7 protein-coding genes are annotated in these 13,286 nt (G+C 61.9%); 3 read left to right on the top strand and 4 right to left on the bottom strand.

The features are described 5' to 3' along the window. The first annotated feature begins 79 nt into the window (after positions 1-79). Together CO667_RS01985 and CO667_RS01980 are read left to right on the top strand one after the other, a co-directional pair. A complete protein-coding gene (locus CO667_RS01985; RefSeq protein WP_097616751.1) occupies positions 80-1,303 on the top strand; it encodes an MFS transporter in 1,224 nt (407 codons plus the stop codon). 76 nt (positions 1,304-1,379) lie between these two features. Beyond that, positions 1,380-2,582 carry an ROK family transcriptional regulator gene (locus CO667_RS01980; protein WP_097616749.1) on the top strand — a complete coding sequence of 401 codons (1,203 nt, stop codon included), beginning with the start codon at positions 1,380-1,382 and terminating at the stop codon, positions 2,580-2,582. A 99-nt stretch (positions 2,583-2,681) separates the two neighbouring features. Here the strand turns inward: CO667_RS01980 and CO667_RS01975 are convergent, their stop codons facing one another. Genes CO667_RS01975 through CO667_RS01965 form a run of 3 tightly spaced genes read right to left on the bottom strand, consistent with a single transcriptional unit; the run spans position 2,682 to position 8,938 of the window. Beyond that, positions 2,682-5,603: a P-loop NTPase fold protein gene (locus CO667_RS01975; protein ID WP_097616746.1), complete on the bottom strand. Its 2,922-nt coding sequence runs from the start codon at positions 5,601-5,603 to the stop codon at positions 2,682-2,684. A gap of 15 nt (positions 5,604-5,618) precedes the next feature. Continuing rightward, positions 5,619-6,881, bottom strand: coding sequence for a M20 family metallopeptidase (locus CO667_RS01970; RefSeq protein WP_097616743.1), 1,263 nt, complete (start codon positions 6,879-6,881; stop codon positions 5,619-5,621). Next, positions 6,878-8,938, bottom strand: coding sequence for a phospholipase D-like domain-containing protein (locus tag CO667_RS01965; RefSeq protein ID WP_179874038.1), 2,061 nt, complete (start codon positions 8,936-8,938; stop codon positions 6,878-6,880). Before CO667_RS01965 ends, CO667_RS01970 begins: the two co-directional genes overlap by 4 nt. A 4-nt stretch (positions 8,939-8,942) precedes the next feature. On the opposite strand from CO667_RS01965, the gene CO667_RS01960 reads away from it, so the two are divergent. Next, positions 8,943-11,564 (top strand): AMP-binding protein, encoded by a 2,622-nt coding sequence (locus CO667_RS01960; RefSeq protein WP_097616741.1) that lies wholly within the window; start codon positions 8,943-8,945, stop codon positions 11,562-11,564. Between the two features lie 20 nt (positions 11,565-11,584). On the opposite strand, the gene CO667_RS01955 is transcribed toward CO667_RS01960, so the two are convergent. Next, complete coding sequence (locus CO667_RS01955) at positions 11,585-13,285, bottom strand: beta-fructofuranosidase (protein WP_097616738.1); 1,701 nt, start codon at positions 13,283-13,285, stop codon at positions 11,585-11,587. Position 13,286: the final 1 nt, after the last annotated feature.

Below are 13,286 nucleotides of genomic sequence, written 5' to 3'. Positions count from 1 at the left end.
CGAAACGATAGCATGATATGACCTTCAGGTAGGCCCGCCGCGGCCGCGCCTGCCGATCTCCCTGACGATTGATGATCCCATGAGCCGCCTCTTCCCCGCCGTCTTCCGCAATCCGGCGATCCGCGCCAGCATGATCGCCATTTTCACCTTCGGCATGGCCGGGGCGATGACCGCACCCTACCGCTCGATCATCGGCATCCGTGAGCTGGGGTTGAGCGATGGTCTCTATTCTTTCCTGGCCTTCGCCTCGGCGGCGGTGAACGTGGTCATCAGCATCCTGCTCGGCAATCTCGCCGATCGGCTGGGCGAATACCGTTCGGCGATGATCGGCGCCTGCCTCTTCGGCATCGTCGGCTACGGCATGGTCTACGCCTTTCCCACAGCGGCGATCTTCATCATCAGCGGCTTGCTGCCGCTGCCGATCTTCGGGGCGCTGAACTCGCTGCTGTTTGCCAATGCACGCGCGGCGATGCACGGCATGAACCGCAGCGACATGGTGACGGCCAACTCCGGCGTGCGCGCCATGATCTCGCTCTCCTGGGTGCTGATCCCTGGCATAACCGGCCTGCTGCTATCAGGCGCATCGAGCATGCTGCCGGCCTATCTCTTTGCCGCCATCGCATGCCTCTTATGCCAGGGCATCATCCTCTTCGCCCTGCCGAAGCGGGTGGCAACGGAGATAACAGCGGTTCAGCATCTCACCTATTTCGGCGCGCTGCGGCAGGTTATTTCGCCACGGATTTCGGCGCATGTCGCCGGCGTGGCGCTCATCACCAGCACGCTGCATCTAAACGACGCCCTTCTGCCGCTGATCGCCACCGGCGCCGCCCACGGTGCGCTCAGCGACGTCGGCATTCTCGTCGGCATCGTCGCATTGCTGGAGATCGTCTTCATCATCGTCTGGTCGCGGATCGCGCGGGAGGCCGGCCAGATGACGGCGCTTGCCGCCGGCACCATCATCTATGCGGTGTTCCTCAGCCTTCTCGGCTTTGCCTCGCAGCCGTGGCACCTCTATGCGCTCACCCTGCTCGCCGGCATCGGCGCGGCGGCGATCATCAGCATTCCGATCACCTATCTGCAGGATCTCATTGCCGATCGGCCGGGGCTCGGCAGCGCCCTGATCTCCGTCAATATCTTTGCCAGCGCCGGGATCGGTGCGCTGGTCTTTGCCGCCGGCACTTATGTGACAGGCTATTCCGGGACCGCCATCATGAGCGCCGTTACCGGCCTGTCGGGGATTGCGATCCTCGGCCTGCTGCAGAGACGAAATGCCGTTGCGCCTGTTGACGCCGGGGTTCAATAAAAGCCGGCGAAGAATGTGGCTTTCATCACTATCCGTCTTGTGACAAGGGTGAGGCTCCATTTCCTTTGAAGGCGACATGAAGGCGATCTCCGGCACGAATCTCGAGCAGGCCAAGTCTCACAACCGGCGTGTGGTGATCGAGGCCGTGCGGACGAACGGTCCGTTGTCGCGTGCGGCGATCGCCCGGATGACGGCGCTGACCGCCCAGACCGTGTCGAATATCGTCGAGGAACTGGAGAGGTCGCATCTTCTTGTGCCGGCGCAGGCGCAGAAGCTGGCGCGCGGCCAGCCGATCATCCCCTATTCGATCAATCCCGCCGGCGCCTATTCGATCGGCCTCGAACTTGGCCGCCAGCGCGCCAGCGGGGTTCTGACGGATCTCTCCGGCGCCGTTTGCGCCCGCATCGAGCGCCATGTCGAACATCCCGATCCGCAAAGAGCCATGCCGGCGCTCCAGACAATCGTCGAAGATCTTCAGCAGTCCTTCGCCTTCGACCGAAACCGGCTGCTCGGCGTCGGCATGGCGCTGCCCGGCCGCTATGCCGATGGCGGCACCACCTCGCTCAGCCCGCAGAACCTGCCCGGCTGGCAGGATTTTCCCGTCGGCCATGAGCTGGAACAGCGGGTCAAGGTGCCGGTGCTCGTCGAAAACGATGCGACGGCAGCCGCAATCGGTGAGCGTCTTCACGGCGTCGCCCGCGGCCTGGGCAGCTTCGTCTATCTGTTCCTGGCCGGCGGCGGCGGCATCGGCGCCGGAATGTTCCTCGACGGCCATCTCTACAAGGGCAGCCGCAACAATGCCGGCGAGATCGGCCATATCATCGTCGAGCCGCACGGCAAGCTGTGCAGCTGCGGCAAGCGCGGCTGCCTGGACCGCTATGTCTCGCCTGCCGTCGCCTATGAATTCATGGGCATTGCCAATGCCGAGGAGCTGTCATCAGACGCTCTCGACGCGGTGATCGCCAAGGGTGGCGAAGGCCTGGACGCCTGGCTCGACCAGGCCGTCCAGCCGCTGCGGCAGACCCTCGATTTCCTCGAACTGGCCTTCGATCCGCAGACCATCGTGCTCGGCGGCAGCATATCGACATCGCTGATGCAGAGGCTCGCAGAACGGCTGGAGCCGCTGCACGTCCCGATCGACGCCGACCGGACGCGCAGCGTGCCCCGCGTCATGATCGGCATGACCGGCAAGGACACGGCCATCCTCGGCGCCGCCGCCCTGCCGATCTTTTCCGAAACCAATCCACGCTTCGACGTCCTGCAAAAGCCGGTCGGGTGAATTCGGTTTAGCCTAAAGAACCGACGCAATTATCCGCTGACGATTTTATTGAACATCTCCCTTGGTCCGGCTGAACCCTAAACGTGACAACGTGCGATGTCACCAAAAACCGCGCATCACCGCATCCGAGAGGCGCTTACCCTCCGCTAACGCAGATTCCGTCTTGAAGAACTCGAACAGTTTGGTGTCGCATGCCCAGTCACTGTCGGAATCGATTGGAACATTAAGCTCGGATCTAAGCGCGGCGCGCCACTTATCGGGGAGGTCTGATGTCGATGCGTGGAACTCAAGAACCCTTAACCGGCGGATTACAAGGTCAGTTCCCTGCTGCTCCGGCGGCCAATGAGCTTCGTCGGCTCCCCATTGCAGCCACCGCAACATATCCGGCCACCGCAATGTGATCGCAATCCAGCGTGCATATTGATCCAGATCGGGCGCGCGCCAATGAGCATCGCGCACGCGTCTCGCCGACCGTAAAGAAAGATAGAAGCGAGCCAGATTGACCATCCGTTTCATTTCGCGTGGATTGCCGATGGAGTAGGCGGCAATCTTACGAATGATCGCACCAACATCGCGACTCTCCGCAAACGCTGTCGTGGCCATGTCTGCCGGCTTGTCGTTCAGTGGGAGAGCCGACACTGGTTTACGCGCTGGCGTGTCGCGCCCTGTCTCCTCAGGCGGATTCGGCGGGCGCCGCGGCTCAAACCCATTCGCGGGGGCATCTGTCCCATCCTTCTTCCCGGATGGTGTGGTGGGCGGGACAGCGCCGACGAGCCAGTCCACATAACCTTCAAACTGCCGCCCACCGCTTGGCGGGATTGTGAAAGGGAGCTGTATGAACTTGTCCATGAAGCGCCAGCCGAGCGGCACGGAGCGCTCATAGGTCGGAAGCTGCTTGCGTACGTCTTCATGCGCACTTTCGAGCGCTGCAGCCACCATCTGCGGGTCCATGCCGATGACGAACATGCAGCGGTAGGTATCGCTGGCGAGCAGCATGCTCACGCCCTCGACGACGCTCGCCACCTTGCTTGGTGAGCAGCGGTCTAGATCGTCAATGAAGATGACGATGGGGGCGTGCTCGCTCTCACCGGGCTCTTTAGGTACGACGCCGAGCACGCGCCTGAGGTCCGAGTGAATGTGATGGATCTCTCCGACTGCTTTGCCATAGTCGGGCACCCGAATATATTCGGCAAGGCTGAAAGTTGCCGGTTCCTTACGTGTTTCATTGCGGCTTTTAAAATAGCTGCCGACAAGATAGATCGACAGAATGATCTGCACTGCAACCGCGCTGGCGTACCCATTGCCGTCGGGTATCCATAGCGAGATCGCCTTCTGAATGGTCCCGGGGAGATCGGGTTTCACGACACCGAGACCAAACAACGCCAAGGTCGTCGACGCACCCGCAAGCACCCATGCGCGAGCCTTGGCCCACCAAATGGTGATGACCCTGTTATAGATGCGCTTGCGGATCTCGCCGTCGTCGATACGCGCGAGTTGGAGCTTTAGAAGGAATTTCTCCCTCTCGAGCGGCGGCAAACGTTCGGCAACCTGCGAAACGATGGCGTCGACCAGCCCCGCCCAGACCTGCTCGGTTGTTTCGTATTTCCATGCATTGAACCAGATCGTCCAGAGCCGCTTCGTCGGCTGGCCGATGTTCGGCATCGGTTCCGGGTTGACGGAGAAATCCTCATCACGGTCGAGAAACCGGAGGACCGCTCCGAGCAACAGTCGCGGCGCGCCCGCAATTCCCCCGATTGCCGGTTTGTGCTTCTCCCTGAAACTGCGCGGATCGAGCTTCTCGCGTATCAAGTTCATCAGCGATGATTTTCCGCCGCCCCATGGCGCTTGGATGCTGATGCTGAGAGGCGGCGGCGTTTCGACGTGCGTCAGGAACTCATAGATTGCGGTTGCATAGCTGTCGTAACCGAGTTGATCATCGCTCGTCGGGACGTCGTTGTTAAATCGCTTGAGGACTTGGCCGAGACGTGCGTCCTTGTATTCCGTAGCAAGCTTGTCCGCCGTCATCCCCATCTCTGAGAGCACACGCCGGAGCCTGGCCTCTTCTTGCGCGAGCAGAGCCGTGACAAGATGATCGATCTGGATTGGCCTCTCTGCTCCGCCAGCAATCGCGGACGCACTGTGGAGCACTGACGCGATATTCTTGGTCGGCTCTAGCAGTTTGACGGCTTTGTCTGGCGACGAAAGCTGTTGATCTGTTCCGAAATAGTCCTGCCAAGCCACAGAATATCGATCGCCAGCCAGGAAATGAACCGCGGCTCGGAAGAATTCGGCCGCCACATCCTCGCGAAGCTCGACCGGCGTCGTACTGGACTGGCTGTCGGCGAGTGCAAAGAACAGGAGCGTTGTCGAAAGTGCTTTGCGCGGCCTGCGATGCAATTGACCGAGGCTGGTCGCATGATCGAGGGCGGCCGTCACCGCCTCCGACCGGGCGAGTTCGTAGGGATTGGCGCTTGCCTGAGTTGGTGGGGTAACCGTGAGGGGCGCAGACGTTGCACGGATTCGGTCAGATAGAAAGCCTCGCTGGTCCAACGGCATGTCGTCGGGGACCGAAATAATCGCTTTCATGGTGCCGCTGATGATACGCCGGTCGGTCTGTAGCACATCGAGGATGATCGAAAAGCTCCGGTGGAACGGGATTTGGCCCACGCCCGTACCCATCAAAGGAACCCAGATCGAGCTCGCGCCCTCGATCCCTGGATCGGCGAGCGCCAGACCGAGATTTACTCGCAGCGCCTCTTCCGGGGGACGGCTGGCGACGGTGACGACAAAGCAGATGAGACCGCGTGACGTTCGTTCGACATGATATCCGCGCTTCAGCTCACGAGCGCTCGGCAGATCCAGAGAAAGGCCGAGCCGACGCAAAATCTCTCCGTTCAATTGTCCGGGCGTGCCGACCGCATCGGTCGGCAGGAAGATGACTTCCGCTTCCGGCGGCGCCGCGACCCGCACGGAGATGGTGGATCCGATAATTACGTCGAGCAGTTCTTCGGTGGTTTCCATGATCTGCTCGATTGTCTAATGCAATTTTTCGGTTGCGAGGTGTGCCAGGGCGACCAGAAGCCGGACGCCGTTGTCGAGCGCATCGGGATGGATCGTGAAGCCGCCCTGATGGACCCCGACATTGCCCAGCGCATCTTTGGCGATGCCCTGTCCAAAATACACCGCTGGCAACAACTGGCTGTAGTAGGCGAAATCTTCGGAGGTCATGTAACGCTCGGTTGACACGGTCAGCTGTATGCCGGCCTCATTGGGCAGGTCCGCCGCAAGGGCGCGGATAGTCTCGACATCGTTGACAGTTGGCGGCGTTCCCGGCGTCACGGTCCACTCGGCGGTCGCGCCGTAAACTTGAGCGAGTGCGCTGATCCTTGCAGCGATGAGGTTGTTGAGCGTGCCGGTCGCTGCGGCATCGCCGAGTGGCTCGAAGGCGCGAAGCGTGCCTTCTACGGTCACCTCGGCGGGGGTGGCGTTGATCGACGTCGAGCTGCTGGCAATCTTGGTTACCGAGATGACGGCAGGGCGGTTCGATGCATCCCATCCCCGCGCAGGCAGGTTTGCGAGTTCGACGATCACCTTGGCGGCCGTCACGCCGAGATCCGCGCCCTCATACGGCATCGCCGCGTGCGATGCCGTACCACGCAAATTGAGTTTGAACGTATTGCTGCCAGCCATCGCCGAGCCCTGGGACACGCTAACCTCACCGACAGGCTGGCCGGGCACGACATGCTGTGCGAAGATCGCGCGAACGCCAAGGCGCAGGAGTACACCGTCGGCAGTTATGTCGTCGGCGCCGCCCTTTACCTCCTCGGCCGGCTGAAACAGGAATACGATCTTGCCGGTAAACCTCTCTGGATGGCCGCGTAGCTCGGCAGCGGCACCGAGCAGCATGGCGCTGTGGGCATCATGGCCGCAGTTGTGCATCAATCCGGGCGTTTCTGAACGCGGATCGTGGTCTTCGGGCTCCTCGCCGGTATCGAGGCGGCGGGCATCCATGTCGGCACGCAGAGCGATCGTCGGGCCGGGCTTGCCGCTGTCAAGCACGGCTATCACTGCCGACGGCAGAGCCGGCACGGCCACCAGCGAGAAACCGCCCATGGCCTGCAGGCGATCGACGATATAGGCATGAGCCTTGGGCAGGTCCTTACCGATCTCCGGATTTCGATGGAGATAGGCATAGGCATGATGCGCTTCGTCGGCTCCCGCAGGCATCGCCATCAGGCCGCATACGGCTGCGATCAGGATGGCTTTGATAGCTTTCCAGGCGGTGCCTTTCACGCTCATGAGGTCACAGTTCCTTCCATCTTCGTAAACATCGCGACGCGCTTCGTGCGCAGGCTTCCCGGTTTGTACTTGGTCAGCCAGCCATCGGTTTCGTCCAGGAACAGGCTTGCCTTCTGGTCGGCGGCCGCGTTCGCGGCGGCGGTCCCTGCCTCTGCGCGGTCATGCGCTTCCTCGTGGACCGAACGGAAATAGTAGTGGAAGAAAAGCCGGTTGAACTCGGTGAAGTAGATGTCGGCAACCCGTCTCTCGCCACGGATGAGCAGCATGTTCTCATCATTGTCGTTGGTCGAAGCCGTCGAGAAGTTCGCCGAGCCGGTGACGACGATCGGATCGGCGCCGAGCGGATCATGCAGCAGGAACTTGGAATGGATATAGCTTACATGGAGATTGAGGCCGAGCGCCCGGGCATTGGATTCGCGCGTCCACCGATAAAGCGGATCCTCGATATACGAGCCCCAGGCGGCATAGACATTGTTGTGCGCACCGAGCCTGACAAAGGGCGTGCGGGCGCCCTTGCGCGCTTCGTCCTTCTTCTCGAGCATAAGAAAGGTTAGCGGTCCTTTCCCGTCGTTCAGAACGAGCTTATCCTTGAACAGTGCACTGATGCCGAAGGCAAGCGTGATGCATCCGAGCGTCGAGGACTCGTCGAGGGCTGCCGCGTACATGCTCAGCACCTCGCCGCCTGCCCGCGGGCTGAATACCGGCGTGGTTCCGGAGGGGATTGCCTTCCAGTCCGTCGGGGTCGCCAGCAAATTGCCAACGGACTTGCGGCAGGCGGCCATCAGCTTTCTGGCACCAGCGGCGTCCTCGTCGCCGGTTTTACCCGGATCCGTCGCCAACAATTGCCAATAGGCCTTGAAATGATCGGCGGTGGCGGGATCCCGCAGCCAATGACCAACATTGGTCTGCCCATGGATGCCACCTGCCGAAAGGTTGGTCGATCCCGTCCAGACCTCGGCCGGTGCCCCGCCCTTCAGTAGAACCATGAATTTGTTATGCGCGATGGCGTCGGGATTGTGCTCGCGCCAACACTCGATCGCACTCTCTGGAAGTCTTGCATCCTTTACCGTGTTCAAATTGTCTTCACGCGGGAAGTCGGGATGCACTTTCCCCTTTTTGTCGGTATAGCCGTTCTTCTTTGCGTCGATGACGAGTTTCACCGACACGCCGCGGTCGATCGCGGCCTTGAGCCGCTCGGCGACCGGCAAGTAGCGAAATTCATAGAAGGCGCCGAGGAGAGTGTCTCCCGCCTCGGCATTGTCGATGAAGGCCAAGATCGCCTCGTCCAGTGACCTGCTCAGCCATTCGAGCGCCCTGGTGCGATCGGGCTCGGTCAACGCGTCCGGCGCCTTGTTTTTAAACTTTCGCGCATAAGCTTGGCTGCTGGCGACGCCCCGGTTGAAGAAGATATCGTGGGTGCCATTGGTGAAGAGCTTTTCCGTCGTCACCGTGATCGGGATCGCCTTGGCCGAGCGGTCCAGATTTTTGGGCGTGCCCTTCAGTGGATGAAAATAGTAGGTGTAGGTTCGCCCGTCTTTCGCTGTGAAATCGTCCCAAACAAAACTTTGCACTGGCTGTGAGAAGGTCGAGACCTGAAGGTCCTTGTCAGGATTGGGATAGATACTCTCGAAGACCTTGAAGCCATACATGAAGTATCGCTCATTCTCGACAGTATCCTCGCGCTCGATGGCGAAACCGAGAAGGCCGTCAACGGTGCTCCGGTCAAAGTCTATGCCAAAGGAGACCGTATTGGTGCCGCTAACTGCGAAGACCTGGAACCCCCCAACCTTCTTGGATTTGAAGCGCATGATCATTCCCCCAATGTTCACCACCTCGCATACCACAACTTGTGCTAGTAAAACAATGTATGATGTCATCCCTCTAAAGGCTTCCGTGCTTAGCGCCGACGGTTGAGGACATTCGTAGGCGGCGCGCTGTCGCCACCACCTGAAGGCCCCATTGGATCGGAAAAACCGACGGGTCACGCCGCTGGTTAGTTGACTGTGATACTCAAGGATTATACGCGCTTCGGCAGGTTTTCCGGCAATCTGAAGCATAAGCATGACCACTGTCGACATCTTGTCCGAAATCGTCCGCGCGGATGATCGCGTGGCGCTTGTTTTCGCCGATGGGCGGACGCTTTCATATGCGGATCTCAACGCGCGAACCTTGCGGTTTGCGGAACGGCTGGGCCAGGGAGAAAAGCGGCTTGTCGCGATCTCGGCGGAAACCTCGGAGCATATGATCGTCGCATATCTCGGCGCGTTGCGCGCAGGCCACGCCGTGGCCATGCTGCCCCCATGCGACGACCGGCTTTGGAGTGATTTTCTCGCAGCCTTCCGGCCCGATTTTACCTTCCGGCCGGCCGACGGCCGCTGGCGTCTGATCGAGGAAAGCCGGCCTGGCCGTGCTGAGCCACTTCATCCCGATCTCGCTCTCGTGCTGATGACCTCCGGCAGTTCGGGCGCTGCCAAGGCGGTGCGCCTTTCCCAAGCCAATCTCGACGCCAATGCGCGTGTGATAGCGGATTATCTCGAGCTTTCATCGGCCGACCGGGCCGCTCTGGTCCTGCCGCTTCACTATTCCTACGGACTGTCCGTTCTTCATTCTCACCTGATCGCCGGCGGCAGCATTTTCTTGCCCGGGGTCTCGGTGATGAGCGACGATTTCGCCAGAGTGATCGGCGAAGGCGGCTGCACCAATTTTTCGGGTGTGCCCTATTCCTACGAACTCATGGAGAAGACGCGCTTCCGGACGACCGAGGTCGGGGCGCTGCGCTTCATGACGGTGGCCGGCGGCAGGCTCGCGCCCGAACTCATTCGCCGTTACCGTGATTACATCAGTGCCGGAAATGGCCGCTTCTTCGTCATGTACGGCCAGACCGAAGCGGCGGCCCGGATCGCCTTCGTCCCGCCGGAAAGCCTGTCGGACAATGAAGAGCGGATCGGCATTGCCATCCCCGGCGGCAGCCTCAGCCTTGCCGACGATGACGGAAATCCGGTCGATCGGCCGGGCGTTGCCGGAGAACTCGTCTATTCCGGCCCGAACGTGATGATGGGCTACGGTGCGGATCGCGCCGATCTCGCCCGCCCAGCCGAGGTCGGGGCGCTGCACACCGGCGACATTGCCGTTCGCGACGAAGAGGGTTTCTTCCGGATCGTCGGGCGGAAAAGCCGTTTCGCCAAGGTCGCGGGACTGCGGATCGGCTTCGACCTCATGGAGCAGGTGCTAGTGGAGGCGGGCATCGCGGCTGCTGTCGTGGGCGACGACGAAGGCCTGCAGGCCTATGTGACCGATGCTGGCGTGGCCGATCGGGCGCGGCGGATCCTTGCGGAGGCGAGCCGTCTTCCCGCGAACCTGATCTGCGTTACCGAGCAGGCGGACCTGCCCAGGCTTGCCTCCGGCAAAATCGACTATGACAGGCTCGGGGAGACGATGCGGAAGACGCGCGCGAAAAGTCGCCCGGCGACGGTCAGCGTGCTCGAAGCCTATGCCCGCGTCTTCTATCCCCTCACCGTCGGCCGCAATGACAGCTTTGTCTCGCTCGGCGGCGATTCCCTTCGTTTCCTGCAATTGACGATGGAATTCGACCGGCTCGGCGTCGACCTGCCGGAAGGCTGGGCGCAGGCGCGGATCGCCGAGCTCGACAATGGCCGGCCGGCGGCACGCTTCTTGCGCCTTGCAGACATCAGGGCCTTGCCAACCGATCTGGTCCTGAGGGCGATCGCCATCCTGTTGGTGGTGCTGCACCACGAGATGCTGTGGCCCATTCCCGGCGGATCGGGCGTCATGCTGCTCCTCGTTGGCTTCAGCCTGGCGCGCTTCCAGTCGGGCCATTTCCTCGCCGGCCAGTTCCGCCACGCGCTGCGGCCCGCCATCAACGTTCTTATTCCCTATTTCTGCATTGTCGCCGCCTATGCGCTCGCCTGGCGGACGGTTCCCTGGGCCTCGATCACGCTGACCGGCAATTTCGGCTATGCCGATCCGGAGCGCCACGAGATGGTCCCCTATCTCTACTGGTTCATCGAAGCCTATGCGCAGACGCTTCTCGTCTTCTCGCTCATTTTTGCGATGCCTGCGGTGCGCAAGCTCGCGCGAGCACGACCCTTTGCCTTCTCGCTAGGCCTGCTCGGGCTGGCGGTCGCCGCGCGCTTTTCTCTTCCGCTCGTCTTCGATATCGGCAAGCGGCAGATTTTCACGATCTATTGGGGTTTCCACCTCGGTATTTTCGGCTGGTGCGCCGGCCTTGCCGATCGTGCGGCACGGCGCATGGTTCTGACGGCGCTGGCTGCGGCAGTGCTTGGTTATCTCGCCTTCTGGGAAACGGTCTGGATTGGAACGACGATCAAATATCTGACGATCTTCGCCGCACTTCTTGCCCTTCTTTATCTGCCGCGGATCCGCTTACCCGTCTGGCTCGGCCGTCTGCTGACGCCGATCGCCGTCTCCGCCTTCCCCATCTACCTCTTGCACCGCTTCGTACCGGAACTGCTGATGACGCCGGCAGCCGGCGCCTTGCCGGCCTCAGTCTTTCACCTGCTGGCCATCACAGGCGGCCTGGCGATCGGCATCCTCGCCAACAGGCTGGTGGCGGAAGTCCGCAACTTGCTTCGCGCCACGGCGATAGCCAGGAATACCGACGGGCGTGAGCCGGCCGCGACCGCTCCCTGCGCGGCGCAATAGCTGACCGAAAGGGAGGCGCCTCACAGTTTCAATTGCCAGACGCCGGCCTCGGCGACGGCGCCGGTGAGCGTTGCCGAACGTGCGGCGGCAAAGCCCGGAATGCGTTTGGACCCCGTCCAGCGGCCGTTGTCGGCGAAGACCTCGATCGAGCCGGCATCGAGGAAGATGCGCAGGCTCGACGGTTTCGCGCCGGTGGCGACGTAACGCGGCGGCGTGTTACCGGTGCGAGCGTTGAAGACAATCGCCAGTCCATCGGCATCGAGTTTCACGCCTAGATCGACATCCGGATGATCGAAGGTGAGATCGAAGGCGGCGCCCGGCTCGGTGAGATCAAGGACGATCTCGACGGCGCCGGTACCGAGCGGCACGGTCTTGCCGGCGGCAAGCGCGGTATCGTCAAGCAACTGATGGCGCAGGCTTTCGACGGCTGCGACCGGCGGGGTCAGCACGGTGTCGCCGTCGAGAAGCACGCGGCGCGGCACGGTCATGGTCGTCGGGAAATCGTCCTTCTTGGAAAAATCCGTCCAGTTGGCGAGCCAGGCGATGCCGACCGGCTCGTCGCCATCAACGAAGGCCTGGAAGGCATAGGCATCCGAACCGAAATCCAACTCCTGCGCGAACTCCGCCGTGAAGGTGCGGCCATCGAAACCGCCGACGGAGACGGAGGTGAGGTTGCGGCGGCCGGTGGCCGGGTCGCGGCTGGTGAGCAGACCGAAGATCAGCGCCCAGCGGGTTTCTGCGTTTTTGCCGGAAAGCGGCACCATGCAGGGGCATTCCGCCGCCGTCATGCCGAAACCGTCCTCGCGATGGATGATGCCGAGGAAGGTCCAGCCATCGGCACCTTGCGCGTCCGCGGTTTCATAGAGCAGGATGACGCCGCCCTGCCTGTCGCGGCTGCCGAGCAGCATCTTCCAGCGGCCGTCCGGGCCTTTGAAGACATAGGGATCGCGGAAATCGGTGGTGAGGTTCAAGCCTTCCGGGCGCAGCGGCATCACGGTTTCCGGCGGGCCGGCGACGATGCCGTCGCGGCTGACGGCGGAAAGCTGGATCTGCTCTTCCGGTTGCCGGTCACGCACATGCTCGGTGTAGAAGACGCGGATTTCCGCGCCGTCCGGGCCGGCGCCGGGGATCGCCGAGCCGGAGAAGGCGCCGCCGCGGCCATCGTCCTTTTCCGATAGATGCGCCGCCGGGAAGAGGAACATCGGCAGATGTGTCCAGCGGACGAAATCCTTCGAGACGGCATGGCCCCAGTGCATCGTGTTCCAGCGCGGCTTATGCGGATAATGCTGGTAGAAGAGGTGAGCGTTGCCGCCGAAACGTCCAAAACCGTTCGGATCGTTCATCCAGCCGAAGGGCGGGCGGAAGTGGTAGCTGTCGGGCACATCGGGAGCGGCGGTGCGGGCATCGCAGTGCAGGACGCGGATGCCCTCCGTCATCACGGTTTCCGGCCGGAAAGCATAAGCGACGGAGAGCGCCGTGGTTGTCGCATCATAGGACAGCGTGGCACGACCGCCTTTGACGAGCATCACAGCGAAGAACTCAAATTCTCCCGTGCGGCGGGTCGAGGGCTCGCCGATGTCGTTGCCATCAACGGCGACCAAGAGCTTTGCCTCGCCGCCGGCATGGCGCGCCTTCAGCCAGAGATGCAGCACCGTGCCTTCGGGCAGCGCCGCTTCGATGGTTTCCGGTGCCGGCGTTTCGGATTTTGCCTGCAGAGACATG

Source organism: Rhizobium sp. L43 (assembly GCF_002531725.1).
Taxonomy (GTDB): Bacteria; Pseudomonadota; Alphaproteobacteria; order Rhizobiales; family Rhizobiaceae; genus Rhizobium.
This window is presented reverse-complemented; position numbering and strand designations above follow the sequence as displayed.

Excerpts from the sequence above, each read along its gene's own strand:
- CO667_RS01985 (WP_097616751.1), top strand. The coding sequence starts at position 80 with ATGAGCCGCCTCTTCCCCGCCGTCTTCCGCAATCCGGCGATCCGCGCC.
- CO667_RS01980 (WP_097616749.1), top strand. The coding sequence starts at position 1,380 with ATGAAGGCGATCTCCGGCACGAATCTCGAGCAGGCCAAGTCTCACAAC.
- CO667_RS01975 (WP_097616746.1), bottom strand. The coding sequence starts at position 5,603 with ATGGAAACCACCGAAGAACTGCTCGACGTAATTATCGGATCCACCATC.
- CO667_RS01970 (WP_097616743.1), bottom strand. The coding sequence starts at position 6,881 with ATGAGCGTGAAAGGCACCGCCTGGAAAGCTATCAAAGCCATCCTGATC.
- CO667_RS01965 (WP_179874038.1), bottom strand. The coding sequence starts at position 8,938 with ATGCTTCAGATTGCCGGAAAACCTGCCGAAGCGCGTATAATCCTTGAG.
- CO667_RS01960 (WP_097616741.1), top strand. The coding sequence starts at position 8,943 with ATGACCACTGTCGACATCTTGTCCGAAATCGTCCGCGCGGATGATCGC.
- CO667_RS01955 (WP_097616738.1), bottom strand. The coding sequence starts at position 13,285 with ATGTCTCTGCAGGCAAAATCCGAAACGCCGGCACCGGAAACCATCGAA.